The sequence below is a fragment of the Mycobacterium sp. NGS17 genome, from assembly GCF_059813205.1.
The window spans coordinates 154,464-171,431 of record NZ_JCALED010000001.1 but is presented as its reverse complement, the minus strand read 5'-3'; the positions used below and the strand labels follow the sequence as shown (position 1 = coordinate 171,431).

Annotated in this window: 15 protein-coding genes; 9 read left to right on the top strand and 6 right to left on the bottom strand. The window is 68.1% G+C overall.

Translation table 11 applies throughout. From position 1 onward, the window contains the following. Positions 1 to 34: 34 nt before the first annotated feature. Together AC5Y7E_RS00845 and AC5Y7E_RS00840 are read right to left on the bottom strand one after the other, a co-directional pair. Positions 35 to 1,108 (bottom strand): DUF190 domain-containing protein, encoded by a 1,074-nt coding sequence (locus AC5Y7E_RS00845; protein WP_499947180.1) that lies wholly within the window; start codon positions 1,106 to 1,108, stop codon positions 35 to 37. Positions 1,109 to 1,183: 75 nt separating this feature from the next. After that, entirely contained in the window at positions 1,184 to 1,780 is a 597-nt protein-coding gene (locus AC5Y7E_RS00840; RefSeq protein WP_499947179.1) for a TetR/AcrR family transcriptional regulator, read from the bottom strand. 165 nt (positions 1,781 to 1,945) lie between these two features. On the opposite strand from AC5Y7E_RS00840, the gene AC5Y7E_RS00835 reads away from it, so the two are divergent. Genes AC5Y7E_RS00835 through AC5Y7E_RS00825 form a run of 3 tightly spaced genes read left to right on the top strand, consistent with a single transcriptional unit; the run spans position 1,946 to position 5,805 of the window. Next, a complete protein-coding gene (locus AC5Y7E_RS00835; RefSeq protein ID WP_499947178.1) occupies positions 1,946 to 4,174 on the top strand; it encodes an acyl-CoA dehydrogenase family protein in 2,229 nt (742 codons plus the stop codon). An 8-nt stretch (positions 4,175 to 4,182) separates the two neighbouring features. Beyond that, positions 4,183 to 5,391, top strand: a complete 1,209-nt coding sequence (locus AC5Y7E_RS00830) for a thiolase family protein (protein WP_499947177.1) — start codon at positions 4,183 to 4,185, stop codon at positions 5,389 to 5,391. 3 nt (positions 5,392 to 5,394) lie between these two features. Continuing rightward, entirely contained in the window at positions 5,395 to 5,805 is a 411-nt protein-coding gene (locus tag AC5Y7E_RS00825) for a Zn-ribbon domain-containing OB-fold protein (protein WP_499947175.1), read from the top strand. A 1-nt stretch (position 5,806) separates the two neighbouring features. Here the strand turns inward: AC5Y7E_RS00825 and AC5Y7E_RS00820 are convergent, their stop codons facing one another. Continuing rightward, positions 5,807 to 6,784 (bottom strand): LacI family DNA-binding transcriptional regulator, encoded by a 978-nt coding sequence (locus AC5Y7E_RS00820; protein ID WP_499947174.1) that lies wholly within the window; start codon positions 6,782 to 6,784, stop codon positions 5,807 to 5,809. Positions 6,785 to 7,057: 273 nt separating this feature from the next. Between AC5Y7E_RS00820 and AC5Y7E_RS00815 the strand changes: the two genes are divergently transcribed. From AC5Y7E_RS00815 to AC5Y7E_RS00790, 6 genes are read left to right on the top strand one after another with little or no spacing between them, the layout of a single operon-like run. Then, a complete protein-coding gene (locus tag AC5Y7E_RS00815; protein ID WP_499947173.1) occupies positions 7,058 to 8,416 on the top strand; it encodes an amidohydrolase family protein in 1,359 nt (452 codons plus the stop codon). A 2-nt stretch (positions 8,417 to 8,418) separates the two neighbouring features. Further along, complete coding sequence (locus tag AC5Y7E_RS00810; RefSeq protein ID WP_499947172.1) at positions 8,419 to 10,752, top strand: CaiB/BaiF CoA-transferase family protein; 2,334 nt, start codon at positions 8,419 to 8,421, stop codon at positions 10,750 to 10,752. A gap of 1 nt (position 10,753) precedes the next feature. Continuing rightward, complete coding sequence (locus AC5Y7E_RS00805; protein ID WP_499917486.1) at positions 10,754 to 11,083, top strand: hypothetical protein; 330 nt, start codon at positions 10,754 to 10,756, stop codon at positions 11,081 to 11,083. Then, positions 11,073 to 12,239 (top strand): thiolase family protein, encoded by a 1,167-nt coding sequence (locus AC5Y7E_RS00800; protein ID WP_499947171.1) that lies wholly within the window; start codon positions 11,073 to 11,075, stop codon positions 12,237 to 12,239. Before AC5Y7E_RS00805 ends, AC5Y7E_RS00800 begins: the two co-directional genes overlap by 11 nt. Further along, on the top strand, positions 12,236 to 12,670 hold the full coding sequence (locus AC5Y7E_RS00795) for a Zn-ribbon domain-containing OB-fold protein (RefSeq protein WP_499947170.1): 435 nt from the start codon (positions 12,236 to 12,238) through the stop codon (positions 12,668 to 12,670). Before AC5Y7E_RS00800 ends, AC5Y7E_RS00795 begins: the two co-directional genes overlap by 4 nt. After that, positions 12,667 to 13,317: a PadR family transcriptional regulator gene (locus AC5Y7E_RS00790; RefSeq protein WP_499947169.1), complete on the top strand. Its 651-nt coding sequence runs from the start codon at positions 12,667 to 12,669 to the stop codon at positions 13,315 to 13,317. The genes AC5Y7E_RS00795 and AC5Y7E_RS00790 overlap by 4 nt, the downstream gene beginning before the upstream one ends. Here AC5Y7E_RS00790 and fadD1 read toward each other — a convergent pair. The 3 genes from fadD1 to AC5Y7E_RS00775 all read right to left on the bottom strand — a co-directional run bounded on the left by fadD1 (position 13,256) and on the right by AC5Y7E_RS00775 (position 16,917). Beyond that, complete coding sequence (gene fadD1 / locus AC5Y7E_RS00785; protein WP_499947167.1) at positions 13,256 to 14,890, bottom strand: fatty-acid--CoA ligase FadD1; 1,635 nt, start codon at positions 14,888 to 14,890, stop codon at positions 13,256 to 13,258. The two genes, AC5Y7E_RS00790 and fadD1, sit on opposite strands and share 62 nt — an antisense overlap. A 368-nt stretch (positions 14,891 to 15,258) precedes the next feature. Then, positions 15,259 to 16,029, bottom strand: coding sequence for an SDR family NAD(P)-dependent oxidoreductase (locus AC5Y7E_RS00780; RefSeq protein WP_499947166.1), 771 nt, complete (start codon positions 16,027 to 16,029; stop codon positions 15,259 to 15,261). Between the two features lie 57 nt (positions 16,030 to 16,086). After that, positions 16,087 to 16,917, bottom strand: a complete 831-nt coding sequence (locus AC5Y7E_RS00775; protein WP_499917492.1) for an alpha/beta fold hydrolase — start codon at positions 16,915 to 16,917, stop codon at positions 16,087 to 16,089. Positions 16,918 to 16,968 lie beyond the last annotated feature (51 nt).

Genomic DNA, 16,968 nt, shown 5'->3' with positions numbered 1-16,968 from the left:
GCTGCGCCCGGCTTCGCCGCGCTTGCGATCGCCGCTAATAGCGGTGCCGGGCCATGCGCGGTGGCCCGGTGCCGCCTTCGTCGGAGACCAGAGCGGGCACCATTTCACTGGTCACCAAGCCCTCGTCGCACGTCAATTCGTCGATGACGCCGAAGGATTCGGCGATATTGGCCGGGGTGTCGATCACGATGGTGACGACGGGCACCCGGCGGGTCAGCGAGAGCAGTCCGTCGCCGTGGGGCGGGCGTTCGCCGTGGAAGCCCCAGACGCCGCGCAGCACCGTCGCGCCGTCCGCGGTTCTGGCCCGGCGCAGCCGCTGAACGATCCCGCGGTGGATCGGCACACCGCCGTGGTGTGCCGACTCGGAGGTGTAGATCGTCAGCTGCTGGAACAGCGGCAAGCCGCGCTCGTCGACGCCCGGTAGGGCGTGCGGCCGCTCCAGGAACTGGCCGTCACGTTTACACACCCGGACCCGTTCGAGGGTGATCAGGGGCCTGCGTAGCAGTTCGCCGATCTCCGGTAACACGCGACCGATCAGCCCGCCGGATCCGACGGCGACGATCATCATCGGGACGTCGGCGTTGCGGCCAAAGAAGCTGGCGCGCTGGCGCTTTCCGTGCGTGACACCGTCCACCCCGAGCAGCACCGTGGCGCCTGCGAGCCCACGCCGGTGCATCAAATCGCAGAGGGCGATGTATGCCGGTGAGCCGTTGACGCGTTGCTTGCGGCCGACGTAGATCGTCATCTTGACGGCGTCGCCCAGGTCCTCGGCCGGCTGCGGCGCCCCGACGTTGTCGTAGAGCAACCGGGCGCGCTCCAGGGTGACCAGGCCGCGCTGCTTGACGGCGAGCACCGGTTGGAGCAGGGCCTCGATCTTCGTCCTCGTGTCCACCGCGATGATCGCCACCGGCGGGTCCTCGGACAACGTCAACGACTCGTCGGTGCGCAAATGGTGACCGGTGCCGAATCCGCCGATGCCCCGCAGCAGGACGCCGCAGGCGATCCGGTGCTCTGCGTACAGGCCGAGCAGGACATCGGAGACGAAGCTGTCCCCGGTCCGCCTACGCTCGGCCAGATAGGTGGTGAGCTTCAGGCAATCGTCGTCCATCGCCGCTCCCGTCGCCTTGCCGGCAGCCTACCCGTTCGCAGACGTCAACCGCCGCAGCGTGTTCGGCGGACTGCGTCAGGTTCCGGTTAGGGCGTCCACGATGAGCCGGGTGGTCCGTTCGGCTCGCCGCCGCGAGTAGGGCTGCGCGCCGGAGAGAATCGGGTACACCACCCCGCCGACGATCGCGTCCGCCGCGGACTCGGCGGTGGCCTCGCTGACGCCGTCGGCCAGCAGCCGGGCCCGCACGCTGTCGTGCAGCGGCGCACTGAAACCGGCGCGCAGTTTGACGGCGGTGTCCTCATGCTCCATGCAGGCAACGGTCAGCGTGCGCAGCATGGCCGAACCCCGCGGTGTCGTCAGGCTTGTGAACAGCTTGCCCACCCAGCCGACCAGATCGGCGGCGAGGTTGCCGCTGTGGTTGACCGACGCGATCAGCTTGTCGGCGTCTTCCAGCATGACGTCGGCGACCAGCGCGGGGCGGGTGGGCCACCAGCGGTAGATGGTCTGCTTGCCGACACTGGCGCGCGCGGCGACCGCTTCGATCGTCAGCCCGTCGAAGCCGCGCTCGAGGAGCAGTTCCCGGGTGGCGGTGACGATCGCTGTGCGGGACTTCTCGCTGCGCCTCCTCGGCGAAGTCGCTTGCGCGTTCGCCGCGCTCAGATCGGTTGGCATCTGGTGGTCCTCGCTTCTGCGAACTGAAGATCGAAAGCCGGTAATCGGGCGCGCTTTACATATCCTGACTCGCGCCGGTACTCTTCCACAAGACGAGACGGTCCGTCTTGTAACGAAAGGATAGCAGTCCGTGCGGCCAACGCCAGTTACCTCTGGGCCGTCCTCGTGACCCTGGGACTGAGCCCGGAGCAGCAGGACCTCAGCGACGCCGTGGGCCAATTCGCCGCCCGGAACGCTCCGATTGCCGCGACGCGTGACAGCTTCGACGACCTTGCCGCAGGACGCGTGCCGAGATGGTGGGATGCGCTGGTTGCCAACGGTTTTCATGCGGTACATCTGCCCGAAGACCTCGGCGGCCAGGGTGGACGGCCGATCGATGCCGCGGGCGTTCTCGAAGCGGCGGGCAAGTCGTTGTTGCCCGGACCGCTGCTGCCGACGGTCGCCGCCGGAGCCGTCGGGCTACTGGCCGACTCGACGCCGAGCGCAGAGTCGTTCCTGCGCGACCTCGCGTCCGGCAGCACTGCGGCGGTGGTGTTACCCGACGACGACGGCGGTCTGCAGGCCCGCGCCGAGGACGGGCACTGGGTGATCAGCGGCGCGTCACAGGTAACCCCGGGCGTCTGCGCGGCGCGGGTCATCCTGGTCGGCGCCCGGACCCAGGACGCCGCAATCGTCTGGGCGCTCGTCGACCGCGAACGGCCCACGGCCACAGTCGAAGCCATTGCCGGCACCGATCTTGTCGGCGACGTCGGGATCCTGCGCCTCGCGGACTACCGGGCGCCGGAGGCCGATCTGCTCAGCGGCATCGACCCGGAGCGGGCACGCTGTGTGGTCGTCGGACTCGTCGCCACCATGACCGCCGGCATCGTCCAGTGGTGCGTGCAGGCTGTCACCGCGCATCTGCGCAGCCGGGAGCAATTCGGCAAGGTGATCGGCACCTTCCAGGCCCTGCAGCACAACGCGGCAATGCTTTTGGTGAACAGCGAGCTGGCCACCGCGGCCGCGTGGGACGCGGTACGCGCCGTGGACGAACCACTCGACCAGCACCGAATCGCCGCCGCCGGCGCGGCCGTCATCGCGATCTCGCCGGTCCCGGATTTGGTGCTCGACGCCCTGACGATGCTCGGCGCCATCGGCTTCACCTGGGAACACGACGTGCACCTGTACTGGCGGCGGGCCATCAGCCTGGCGGGATCGATTGGTCCGGCGAACCGCTGGGCGCGACGGCTGGGCGAGCTCACCTGCACGCAGACGCGTGACATGTCGGTGAACCTCGGCGACGCGGAATCCGAATTCCGTGCCTGGGTCGCCGAGACACTGGATGCGGCAATGCAATTGCGCAACGACACACCCGCGCCGCACGGCGACTACGCGGACCAGGCCTCCGGACCCCAGCGCACGTTGATCGCCGACGCGGGCCTGATGGCGCCGCACTGGCCGGCACCCTGGGGCGTCGGGGCGGATCCGTTGAAACAGCTCATCATCGACGAGGAGTTCGCCAAGCGGCCCGGGCTGGTCCGACCATCGCTGAACATCGCCGAGTGGATCCTGCCCTCGGTGATGGCTGCCGCACCAAAAGACCTGCAGGAAAAGATGATTCCGCCGACCCAACGCGGCGAGATTCACTGGTGCCAGCTGTTCAGCGAGCCGGGAGCGGGCTCCGACCTCGCGTCGCTGGCCACGCGGGCGACCAAGGTCGACGGCGGCTGGCGGATCAACGGCCACAAGATCTGGACATCGCTGGCGCAGTACGCCGACCTCGGCGCGCTTCTCGCGCGCACCGACCCCGAGGCCAGCAAGCACCGCGGCATCGGCTATTTCATCCTCGACATGCGATCCCCCGGGGTTCAGATCCAACCGATCAAGACGGCGACCGGGCAGGCACACTTCAACGAGGTGTTCCTCAACGACGTCTTCATTCCCGACGAGATGCTGTTGGGCGCGCCGACCGACGGTTGGAACCTGGCGATCGCCACGATGGCCGAAGAGCGTTCCGCCATCGGGGGATACGTCAAGTTCGACCGGGCGGTCGCCCTGCGCCGGCTCGCCGCTCAACCCGGGCCCGACCGTGAGGACGCGTTGCGTGAGCTCGGCGAGCTCGACGCCTACACCAATGCGATCAGGGCGCTCGGGGTGCGCGAAACCATTCGGCTGCTCGACGGCCAGGCGTCCGGTCCGGCGTCCAGCATCGCCAAGGTGGCGATGAATGTGCTGCTGCGCCGCACCTTTGCCGCCACGCTGCAGTTGACCGGGCAGGTCGCGATGGTCGACGACCCCGACGCGGCCGTCGTGGAACCCTATTTGCACCTGCCGGCCGAGCTGATCGGCGGTGGAACCAGGGAGATCCAGCTGAACATCATCGCGCAGATGATCCTCGGCCTACCCCGAAAGTAAGGCACAGCATGGGATTACGTGGAGAAGCCGCGATCGTCGGATACGTCGAGCTGCCGCCCGAGCGGCTCAACAAGGCCTCGCCCGCGCCGTTCGTCCTCGAACAATGGGCGGAGCTGAGCGCCGCCGCGCTCGAAGATGCGGGCCTGCCCGGCGACGTCGTCAACGGGATCGTCGCCTCACACCTGGCCGAGTCGGAGATCTTCGTCCCCTCCACGATCGCCGAATACCTGGGCGTGGGTGCACGATTCGCCGAGCATGTCGACCTGGGCGGGGCCAGCGCGGCCGCCATGGTGTGGCGAGCCGCCGCGGCCATCGAATTGGGGATCTGCGACGCGGTGCTGTGCGCGCTGCCGGCCCGCTACATCACGCCGATGTCGCCGAAGAAGCCCAAAGCCTACGGCGACGCGCTGTACTTCGGCTCGTCGAGCAACCAATACGGCTCTCCCCAAGCGGAATTCGAGATACCCTACGGCAACCTCGGCCAGAACGGGCCATACGGCCAGGTCGCCCAGCGCTATGCCGCGGTCCACGGCTACGACGAGCGCGCGATGGCCAAGATCGTCGTCGACACCCGCACCAACGCCAACCACACCGACGGCGCGATTTGGAAGGACAAGCCGCTGACCGTCGAGGACGTGCTGGCCAGCCCGGTCATCGCCGACCCGCTGCACATGCTCGAGATCGTCATGCCCTGCGTCGGCGGCGCCGCGGTCGTCGTCGCCAGCGCGGACGTCGCCAAGCGGTCGCGTCATCGCCCGGTGTGGATCAAGGGATTCGGCGAACACGTGCCGTTCAAGACCCCGACGTACGCCGAGGACCTGCTTCACACCCCGATCGCCGCCGCGGCGGACACCGCGTTCGCCATGACCGGACTGAGTCGTGAACAGATGGACATGGTCTCCATCTACGACTGCTACACCATCACCGTCCTGCTCTCGCTAGAAGACGCCGGCTTCTGCGAGAAGGGCAAGGGCATGGAATTCGTCGCCAACCACGACATGACCTTCCGCGGCGACTTCCCCCTCAATACGGCCGGCGGGCAACTGGGCTTCGGTCAGGCGGGTTTGGCCGGCGGGATGCACCACGTGTGCGACGCCACCCGCCAGATCATGGGCCGCGCGGGGGCCGCGCAGGTCGCCGACTGCAACCGGGCCTTCGTGTCCGGCAACGGCGGCATCCTGTCCGAGCAGACCACCCTGATTCTGCAAGGGGACTGACAGATGACGTTCGAACGACCGGTGCCGGTGAAAACGCCTACCAGCGCACCGTTTTGGGATGCGCTGGGTGAGCATCGCATCGTCATTCAGTACTCGCCATCGCTACAGTCCTACGTGTTCTATCCGCGGGTGCGCGCGCCGCGCACCCTGGCCGACGACCTGGAGTGGCGCGAGATCTCCGGAATGGGCACCCTGTACTCCTACACGGTGGCCCACCGGCCGGTCAGCCCGCATTTCGCCGATGCCGTGCCCCAGCTGCTCGCCATCGTTGAATGGGACGAGGGCCCAAGGTTTTCCACCGAACTGGTCAACGTCGAGCCGAATGCCATACGGGTCGGAATGCGGGTGAAGCCGGTGTTCTGCGACTACCCCGAACACGAGCTCACACTGCTGCGTTACGAGCCCGCGGATTGATCTAGGTCGACGACCGCACCACCAGGCGGGCGATGTCGGTCAGCTCGGGAGACGGGGGCGCGGGGTGACCCAGCCGTTCGAAGACGGCGGCAAGCGCGGCGTCGGCAACCGCGCAGGGATCGAATTGCACGGTGGTCAGCGGCGGTGTGCTCACGACGCCCATCGGGCTGGCGTCGACGCCCATCACCGCGAGGTCGCCGGGACAGCGCAGGCGTGCCTGATGGATGCCGTACAGGACGAGGCAGGCGATCTCGTCGCTCTGCGCGCACACGGCGGTGACCCCGTCGCGCACCCAGCCGGTGACGACGTCGGCGGCGTTGTCCAGGGTGACCTCGTCGACCCGCACGGCGGGGAGGTCGCGCCTCTGCGCCGCCCGCGAAACACCCTCGAACCAGTAGTCACCCAGCGGGCGCCATCGGGCAATCCCGGTGTAGGCGAACGCGATTCGGCGGTGTCCGCGCTCGACCAGGTGATCGACCCGCATCTCGCCCACGGACAGATGCGGGTCCTTGAGCGCGGGCAGTGTTCCGATCTCGATGTGGGGAATGCCCGCGTTGGTCACCGCTTGGCGTGCGGCTGCGCTCAGGGGGAACAGGCTGGTGATCGCGACGGGGTCGAGATTCTCGATCGCGTCGACCACGTGCTGGTCGTCGTCGGTTTCGAAAATCTGCACCTGCAGGAAACCCTCGCGGGCCAGCGCGGTGGTCATCCGGCTGCCGGCCTGCATCGGCATCTCGCCCACGGCCACGTGGGGCACCACGTAGAGCACCACGCCGCTTTTGCCGCGCGCCAGGTTACGGGCGGCGAGGTTGGGCCGATAACCCAAAAGTTTGGCCGCGCGGTACACCGCGTCGCGGGTTTCCGGCGAGATGCGGCGGCCCCGCGCGTTGTTCAGCACATAACTCACCGTGGCGGTCGACACGCTGGCCAACCGGGCCACGTCGGCGGTGGTCGGACGCGCAGCTTTGTTGGTGCTCAACTTCCGTTACCTTCCGGGCCCGGTCATGCCCCATGGTGGCACGCGACGCGCAGAGGTATCGCGCCGTATCGCTCGGGAAGTTCGTGCCGCGGCAGCTCCAAAGGACTAATAGTCACTACTACGGCGTGTGCGCGAGATTCCGGGCTGGACGGCTGCGCGCACCTGTGCCGTTGCACTCCAGTGGTTTAGCTCGTCAGCGCACCGCGACCGACGTTGACACTGTGATGCACGGCATTGTCTACTAGTCGATAACCGGCGACCGAGGAGCGCGGCATGAACAAGGACGATCTGATCCTGATCAGCGTGGACGATCACATCGCCGAGCCGGCCGACATGTTCGACGCGCACGTTCCCGACGCATACCGGGATCGCGCGCCCCGGGTGGTCCTCGAGCCGGACGGCGTCCAGCAGTGGTACTACGGCGAGATCCGGGGACGCAACATGGGTCTCAATGCCGTCGCGGGGAAACCGCGCGAGATGTACAACATCGACGCCTCACGCTACGACGAGATGCGGCCGGGCTGCTTCAACGTGGACGAGCGGGTGCGGGACATGAACGCCGGCGGCCAGCTGGCGGGGTTGAACTTCCCGAACTTCACCGGCTTCTCCGGTCAGGTGCTCAACCAGGGCCCCGACCGCGAGACGAACCTGGTGATGATCAAGGCCTACAACGACTGGCACGTCGACGAATGGTGCGGGGCCTACCCGGGCCGGTTCATCCCGTGCGGCATCCTGCCGCTGTTCGACGTGGCCGAGGCCGCCAAGGAGGTGAAACGGCTGGCCGACAAGGGTTGTCACGCCGTCACGTTCTCCGAGAACCCAGAGGCGCTGGAGATGCCCAGCATCCACACCAAGTACTGGTACCCGCTGTTCGAGGCCGTCTGCGAAAGCGACACCGTGCTGTGCACCCATGTCGGCTCCGCGTCTCGGTCTCCGCAGGTGTCGACCGACGCCCCGCCCAGCGTGCAGATGACCGCCTCGTCGATGATGAGCATGTTCACTTTCACCGAGCTGATCTGGGCGCAGTTCTGGGCCGACTTCCCGCAACTGAAGTTCTCGCTGACCGAGGGCGACGTCGGCTGGATCCCGTACTTCCTCTGGCGGGCTGAGCACGTCTACAACCGGCACTCGGGCTGGACGCTGGCGACCTTCCCACCCGGCTATGACGGACCCACCGACGTGTTCAAGCGGCACTTCTACACCTGCTTCATCAGCGACAAAGTCGGTGTGCGGAACATGGATTGGTTCAACGAGGACATGCTGTGCTGGGAGTCCGACTTCCCCCACTCCGACAGCAACTGGCCCTTCGCGCCGGAGGACATCGTCGCCACCATGGGCCACCTCGACGACTCGGTCATCGACAAGATCACTCACCAAAACGCCATGGCCGCATACTCATTCGACCCGTTCCGATTCATCCCGAAGGAGCATGCGCGCGCCGGCTACCTGCGCGCGCAGGCGACCGACGTCGACGTGGTCACCCACGTCGGCCGCAAGGCAAGTCAGCGTGACCGTGACGCCTGGACGCGGATGACCCAGTTCGCCCTGCAGGCGCAGGCATCGGTGACGGTCGAGGCTCCCGATATTTCCGGGCGATCCGCCCGGCGTCGCGCCACTACCCTGGGCAACTGAGCGTGGGAGCCCAAGCGCCCTTCGCGGACTGGCGCGTGCTGGAGTTGTGCAACGGCCTGGCGGCGTCATACTGCGGCAAGATGTTCGTCGACGCCGGGGCCGAGGTCGTGAAAATTGAAGCGCCGCAGGGTGATTCGATGCGCGACTGGTGGGCCGGCGGGCCGCCCGGGGCGTTGTTCGGCTATCTGGCCGCCGGTAAGAAGTCCGTCGTCAATCACGGTCAGGCCGAGATTGCGTCGCTGCTGGCCGGCGCCGACCTGATAGTCACCGACCTCACCGACGGATGGACGCTCGACGCCATCAGCGCACACACCGCCGCGTCGGCCGTCGTGGTCGCCATCACACCATTCGGCACCACCGGCCCCTATGTCGAAAACCAGGTCATCGCAAACGAATTCATCCTCCAAGCGCTGTGCGGATCGATCGCCGGTCGCGGTTGGCCCGACGACGAACCCGTCCAAGCGGGTGGCCGGCTCGGTGAGTGGCTGGCGGGGACGTTCGCGGCGGCGGTGGCTGCGGCGACCGTCCGGCACGCGGCCCGAAGCGGCCGCGGTCAGGTCATCGACGTCTCGACGTACGAGGCCATGGCGCTCGCCATGGGTGGCCTGTCCGCCATGTCGGCCAGCGTGTTGGGCGCCGATTCGCTGCTGCACGAACGCAGTTTGGAGCTGCCTTCGATCGTTCCGACGGCCGACGGCATGGTCGGGTTCTGCACCATCACCGCCCAGCAGTTCCAGGACTTCTTGGTGATGATCGAACGCGCGGATCTCGTCGGCGACGCCGAGCTGGCGTCGTTCACCGGGCGGGTGGAGCGCCGCGACGAGTTCCTGCGCATGGTCACCGAATGGACCGGGCGCCGGACCACCGAAGAGATCGTCGACCTCGCGGTGGCATTTCGGATTCCGGTGGCGCCCATCGCGACTCCCGAGATGCTTCCCAAGATCGACCACTTCGTGGAACGCGGCGTGTTCGTCGAATCACCGTCCGGGGTGCTGGCGCCGCGGGTGCCGTATCGCAGCGACGCGATGGCGACCGGCGCGCCCGCGGAACCGCCGCAGCTCGGCGCCGACACCGGACGCGTGCGGTGGCCGGCGCGCCCCGAGTCGCCGTGTGGCGACGACGCCGACGCGCTGCCGTTGTCCGGCGTCCGGGTCACCGACTTCACCGCCTTCTGGGCCGGGCCGGTCGCCACCCAACTGCTGGGCGCCTTGGGCGCCGACGTCATCAAGATCGAGGGCGTGCGCCGGCCCGACGGCATGCGGTTCTCCGCGGGCCGGCCGCCCGACTGGGACCAATGGTGGGAATGGGGCCCGGTGTTCTTGTGCAGCAACAACAACAAGCGGGGCGTCAGCGTCGAACTCGGCACTGAGGCTGGACGACAGCTCGCGCTCGGGCTCATCGCCGCGAGCGACCTCGTCGTCGAGAACTTCTCCCCCCGGGTGATGGCGAACTTCGGTCTGGAATGGGATGCGGTGCGCGCGGCCAACCCGCGGGCGATCATGGTCCGGATGCCCGCGTTCGGCCTCGACGGCCCGTGGCGCGACCGGGTCGGCTTCGCGCAGACGATGGAACAGGCGACCGGCATGGCGTGGATGACCGGGCACGCCGACGGCCCTCCGGTGATCCCGCGCGGGGTGTGCGACCCGATCGCCGGCCTGCACGCCGCCTTCGCCGCCGTCGCGGCGCTGGCGATCCGCGACCGCCAGGGCAACGGAATGCAGGTGGAATCGACCATGGTCGAGGCCGCGCTGAATGTGGCGGCCGAAATGCTGGTCGAGTACTCCCGCAACGGAATCGCGATGCGCCGCAATGGGAATCGTGGCCCGGCGGCCAACCCCCAGGGCGTCTACCGATGCCGCGGCGAGGACGAGTGGGTTGCGCTGGCCGCTTTGGACGGCGCCGCCCGGGCGTCGCTGGCCGGCCTGCTCGGCCAGCCCGCGCCGGAGGAATCCGGCTGGGCGGAGCGGGCCGACGACGTCGACAAACTGATCTCCGCCTGGGCCGCGGGGCAATCGGTGTCCGAGGCGGTCGAGGCGCTGCGCGGGGCCGGTTTGGCCGCCGCGCGTGTCACACCGGCCGCGGCGCTGCTCACCGATCCGCAGCTGCGGGCACGCGGCTTCTGGGAGACGGTCGACCATCCCGTAGCGGGCTCGTTCCTTTGCACCGGGATGCCTTTCGCGTTCCTCGGCAGGACGCGGCGCTGGATCCGGCGGGTGCCGCCGCTCTATGGCCAGCACACCGATGAGGTGCTGACCGAGGTCCTCGGGCACGACCGGGACGACCTGGCGGCCTTGCGGCGGTCGGGAACCATCAGCGCCCGGCCGGCAGGTCTGTGACATGGCGGTCAGTCTGTGCGTGCCGCCCCGGGCCGGGGAGCTGTGTGCGCCGGTGCGATTCTTGGTGCGTCAGGACTCCGTGGTGATGGAGCTGACGGCACGGCACCGCATCACCAGCGTCGAATGGGACGACGACGAGCATGCGGTCGCGATGGTCGTCGAGATCACCGACCCGCAGACGGCACGGCCGGTGGACGTGCGAATCGATGTCGTGGAGCCGGGCGCAGTGCCCGCCAACTCACGGGCCACGACGATCGGGACCATCACGCGCGGCGGGCGTGAATACGACGTCATGGGAACGTATTTGGGAGTTGTCGCGGATGAGAACTAGCCCGACCACGCGCACCGCGGCGATCGTCGGAGTGCACAACACCCGGCAGGGCCGCCGCCTGGACGGCGAAACCTCGCGCGGCCTGGCGATCAAGGCGATTGTTGGCGCGTTGGACGATGCGGGACTGACCCTCGACGACGTCGACGGCATCAGCGCGAGCCCGCACTCGACGTCGCTGATCTACGACCTGCGAATCGGGCCGGCCTGGCAGGGCCTGGCTTTCGGCGTCGGTATGATCACCGAAGCCGTCACCGCCATCGAGCACGGCATGGCCGACGTGGTGGTGCTGGTCGCGGCCCAGGCCGGCGAGTACCGGGATCACGAGGCCACCGCGCCCTGGACCCGGCCCGAAAACGAATTCGTCGCGCCCTGGGGCATGTTCACCACCGCCGAGTTCGCACTCATCGCGCGGCGTCACATGCATGTCTATGGCACGACGCGCGAACAACTTTCGATGGTGGCGGCCACCATTCGCAACAACGGCTCGCGCAACCCCGAGGCCGTGTACTACGACCGTGGGCCGTTCAGCCCGGAGGACATCACCGCGTCCCGGCCCATCGCCGACCCGTTCCACCTGCTGGACTGCGCCACCACCTCCGAGGGTGGGTGTGCTTTGGTCGTGGCCAACATCGATGCCGTCGACGTTGCGGGCCAACCGATCTACGTGCTCGGCAGCGGCGCGGACTTCCACGGCCCGTCCTACCAGCATCCGCCCGCGTACGACCTCGCCGGCCGGCGCGGGGATCACGTCAACGGTGTAGTGGGCCGGCGCGCCGCAGAGTGTGCGTTCAACCACGCCGGGCTGCGCCGCGACGACGTCGACGTGCTGGAACTCTACGATCCGTTCTCCTTCGAAATCATCCGTCAACTCGAGGCTTTCGGGTTCTGCGGGGACGGCGAGGGCGGCCCGTTCGTCGCCGATGGTCACATCGGCATCGACGGCAGCCATCCGATCACCACCGACGGGGGGACCATGTCGTTCAGCCACGCGGGAGCCAACCCGCAGATGATGCAGCGCGCGATCCGCGCGGTGCAACAGCTGCGCGGGCAAGCCGGCGACCTTCAGGTCCCCGACGCCCATGTCGCGTTGTGCAGCAACGGGGGAGCGGGGGCCCTGTTCACGACCGTGCTGATCCTGGGAGACGAACCACGATGACCTCCGACCCGTTGCGGCCTCAGACCGGACCCGTCCCGCACGCGAGCAGCCACGTCAGCGGGCCGTTCTGGGAGGGATGCCGGTCCCACGAGCTGCGCTACCAGCGCTGCGCGGCTTGCGGATCGGCGAACTTCCCGCCGACCGAGCATTGCCGCCAGTGCCTTTCCGAGGACATCAGCTGGCAGCGGGGCAGCGGGCGTGGCGAAATTTACAGCTGGACGGTCGTATATCGGCCGGTCACAGCGGAATTCGAGCCACCCTATGCGCCGGCCATCGTCACTCTCGACGAGGGCTACCAGATCCTGACCAATGTCGTCGGCGTGGCGCCCGAGGATCTCGAGGTAGGCCTGCGGGTGCGCGTGGAGTTCCACGCCACCGGGCCCGACGTGATGCTGCCCTACTTCACCGGCGCGCAGACGGACAGCTCGTGAGCCCCAGGACCGCGAACGGCCTGCCGGTGACCGCCTACCTGGTGCTGGGGGTGCTGGCGGCCAACGACGAGCGACTCACCGCCGGCGAGATCAAGATGCGCGCGGAACTGTCGGTCGGCCACTTCTATTGGTCCCCGTCGGTCAGTCACGTGCGGCGCGAACTGACCCGTCTGCTGCAGCGGGGGATGGTCAGCGAGACCGGCGCGCAATCCGGCAAGCGTGCGATCACCTTGTACGAGACCACCGATGCCGGCCTCGACGCGCTGCGTCGCTGGGTCCAGCACTTCCCGGGCCAGGACCAGGTGGTCATCAAGCATCCGGTCATCCTGAAGACCTGGCTGGCCCGCGGCCAGGACCCCGAACACGTCCTCGACACCCTGGAGCGCCACCTCGACGCGACCCGGGCCCGGCTGGACGAGGCACTGTGGTCGCGGCAGCGGTCGGTCGATCTCGGCATCACGAACGACCCCGAGCAGCGCTACTCCTTTGCCGTGTTGGACTACGCGATTCGCGGGCTGTACGCGGAGATCTCCAACATCTCGCAACTGCGCGACGAGATCGCCTGCGGCACAGCCCGAGACCCGGTCAAACGGGTGCGACGGTCGAAGGGCCAGATCCGCCGCCGGGCACCGAGGAACCCGGGGTAGCCGCGTAGGCCGTGCCCCGGGGCTCGCGCTCCCACAGCACCTCGTCCGCCCCGACGTCCGTTCCCTGAGCGATCAGCTGGCGCTTGAGCACCTTGTGCGTTGCGGTGCTGGGCAGGTCGGGGGCGATGCGGACGTAGCGCGGGCGCGCCTTCGGGGACAGGTCGGGCTGTGCGTCCAGGAACGCTTCGAATTCGGCGGGCGCGATCCTCTGGCCGTCGTTGAGGACGATCGCTGCCATCACCTGGTCGCCGACGTGGTCGTCCGCGACGGCATACACGGCGACACGGCTGATAGCGCCGTGACGCAACAGGATTCGCTCGATGGGGGCGGCGGCCAGGTTCTCGCCGTCCACCCGCATCCAGTCGGCCGTGCGCCCGGCAAGGTAAATCCAGCCGTCGGCGTCGCGGTAGGCCAGGTCGCCGGACCAGTACATGCCGTGGCGCATACGTTCGGCGTTGGCGTCCGGATCGTTGTAATAACCGGTGAAGAAACCCGAGCCCGCCGTGTTGACCAGCTCGCCGATCGCCTCGTCGGGGTTGGCCAGCGCCCCGTCGGCGTCGAACCGGGCCACCGCACATTCGGTCACGGTGTCGCTGTGGTAGATCGCGATGCCGTCCATGCCCTTGCCGATGGATCCCTTGGGGGTGCCTTCCTCGCGGATCACGATGACGGCATTCTCTGTGGAGCCGAAGCCGTCCTCGACCTGCACACCGAAGCGGCGGCCGAATTCGTCGATGTCCTTGTCGTTGGCCTCGTTACCGAAGGCCACCCGCAGGGGATTGTCGGCGTCGTCGTCGCGTTCCGCGGTGGCGAGGATGTAGGCCAGCGGCTTGCCGACGTAGTTCATGTAGGTAGCGCCGTAGCGGCGGATGTCGTCGAGGAAACTGCTCGCCGAGAACTTCGCCGGCACCATCGCGGCACCGGAGCACACCGCGGGCGCCCATCCGGCGACGACGGCGTTGGAGTGAAACAGCGGCATCGAGACGTAGCAGGTGTCGCGTTCGGTGAGGGCGAAGCGCTGGACCAGATTGAGACCGGCGAACGTCGCCATGAGGTGGGATACCTGCACCGCCTTCGGGTTTCCGCTCGTCCCGGAGGTGAAGATCATCATGAAGGCGTCCGCCGCGGTGACCTCGCGGTGCGGCTTCAGATCCCCTGCGGCGTCGACGAATTCGCTCCACTGCGGCGTCGAGGAGTCGAGGATCTGCGTTGCGCCGAGATCCAAGCCGTCCAGCAGCGGCCGGTGTTCGGCGTCGGTGACGACAAACTGGCAGTCGGCGCGCCGAATGTCGGCCGCCAGCGCCTCACCGCGCCGGGTGGTGTTCAGGCCGCACAGGACGTAGCCGCCCAGCCCCGCCGCCGCCATCTGGCTGACCATCTCGGGCGTGTTTCCCAGCAGGGCGCCGATGTGCATCGGCCGTTGCGGGTCGGCGGCGGCCAACAGTGCGGCGGCCCGCGCGGCGGCGCCCGTCAGGTATTGACGCCAAGTCCATTGCATATCGCGGTATTTCACCGCGATTCCAGCATCGGATGAGCGGGTGCGCAGCAGCGCTTGAATCGTGTCGTCAGCCATCCGTTTGGATCCACCCTCACTCCGCTCGCCCTACGAGACGAGACGGTCCGTCTTATAGTAGCGGGCGGCTCGGCGCCGCGGTAAGTGCCCTGCCGCCTTGCACCACCTCTGTGTTGTGAAGTTTTCATACTTATTTCGCTCACGATTCCGTTTCGGGGACCGCGTGTATCGCGAGGCCGTTGAGGTCGAACGGCCATCATTGGCTCATGCTGTTCGAGTTGCACAGGTCGCTGCTCCTGCTCAGGAATCGCGCGCGGGAATTTCGTCGTGAACTCTCACAATCGCGATCGGCGGACTTGTCCGGCCGGCGGTACCAGGCCGGACCGCCAGCGTCGAAGGACGACGGCCAAAGTTGATGCGCGGCAGCGCTATCCGCCCACCATCATCAACCCGCCATCCACGGCCAGCAGTTGGCCGGTGATGAAACCCGAGCCGGGTCCGGCCAGGAACACCAGCATCGGACCGACGTCGCGGGCGGGATCGCCCAACGTGCCGCCGAGCGGGATCATCATTTGCATCTGCTGGTCGATCAGCGCCGCGGCGTCCGGGCCGAGGAACTCGCGCAGCCGGTCGGCACCGGCCGTCTGCACCGCGGGCGCGAGGGCGTTGACGGTGATGTTGTCGGCGGCCCAGGCTTTGGCGGCCGATCGCGTCCACGCCTGGACCGCGCCCTTGGTCGCGGCGTAGACGGCCGAGATCGGGCTGCCCATCACGGCTTCCGAGGAGCCGAAGTTGATGATGCGCCCGCCCTTGGGTTCCTGGTCCTTCATCACCGCATGGGCGGCCTGATTGGTGAGGATGGTCGCCTTGATGTTGGTGTCCAACAGAAACGAGATGTCGTCGGCGCCGATGTAACCGGGAACGCCCGCCTGCCACAACCCCGCGGCGTTCACCAACACGTCGAGCCCACCGAGGCGCTGGGCGGCCGCACCGACCATCGCCGCGACCGCCTCGGCCTCGCGCACGTCGCACTGCAACCACTCGGCCGCGAGCCCGTCCGGCGGTGGTGTCTGGTGATAGGTCGCCGCGACCTCGGCTCCCGCCGCCGTGAGGACTTCGACGGCGGCCGCGCCGATGCCGGTGGCGCCGCCGGTGACCAGGATTCGCCGGCCGAGCAGGGGAGGCGTCGAATCTGACATGCGTTGACGCTACCGCGAGCGGCGGGATCCGCCGCGGTGGCGTCGGCCGGTCGGCGGTCAGGCGCGCACCGCGATCGTCGAGAGCAAGTCGGCGAGCCGGTCCGGCTGATCGACCATGGAAAAGGTTCGGGCCCCCGCGATGACTTCGAGGCGGGCGTTGGGAATGGTCGCGGCCAGCCTCGCCCCGTCTTCCTGCTCGAAGAACACGTCGTCGGCCGACCACGCGATGAGCGTCGGCTTGTCGAAGTCGTACAGCCGGGCCGCCACCGTCGTGGTCACCTCGGTGCGCATCGAAAGCGTGAACTGGCGCAGGTCTTCGGCGATGCGCGGGTCGGAGAGCCCCGGCTGCACCCAGGCCTCGGTGAGGGCGTCGATGTTGCGATGCGCCAGCCCGTCGAACGCGCGCTTGCGCGCCGCCGGCAGCCGCATGGCCTGTGCGGCGGCCCGAAAGGTCGGCTTGGTCTTCGCCGCCAGAATGACCGGCTTGAGGATTGGCGGCGGAAAGTGTTCGAACGCATCGCAACTCGTGAGCACCAGCGCACCCAGCCGCTCGCGATGGTGCACGGCCACCAGCTGGGTGACGACGCCGCCGGTGTCATTGCCGACCAGCACCACGTCCCGCAGGTCCAGCGCGTCGAGTACCTCGGCGACCATGCCGGCGACACCGGTGATGGTCCGGTCGGCGCCGCGGCGCAGCGGCTCCGGATGCGCGCCCAACGGCCAGGTCGGCGCGATGCAGCGCAAACCACGGGCGGCCAGGCGCTCGCTGACTTGGCGCCACAGCTGCCCGCCCATCATGTACCCGTGCACGAAGACCACCGGCCTGCCGTCCTCGGGTCCGGTTGCTTCGTAATGGATGGTTCCGGCACTAATGTCGATCGTCGACATAGCAAACTCCTACTGCAGAGATACACTTACAAACAGGCTGCCTGTTCGTAA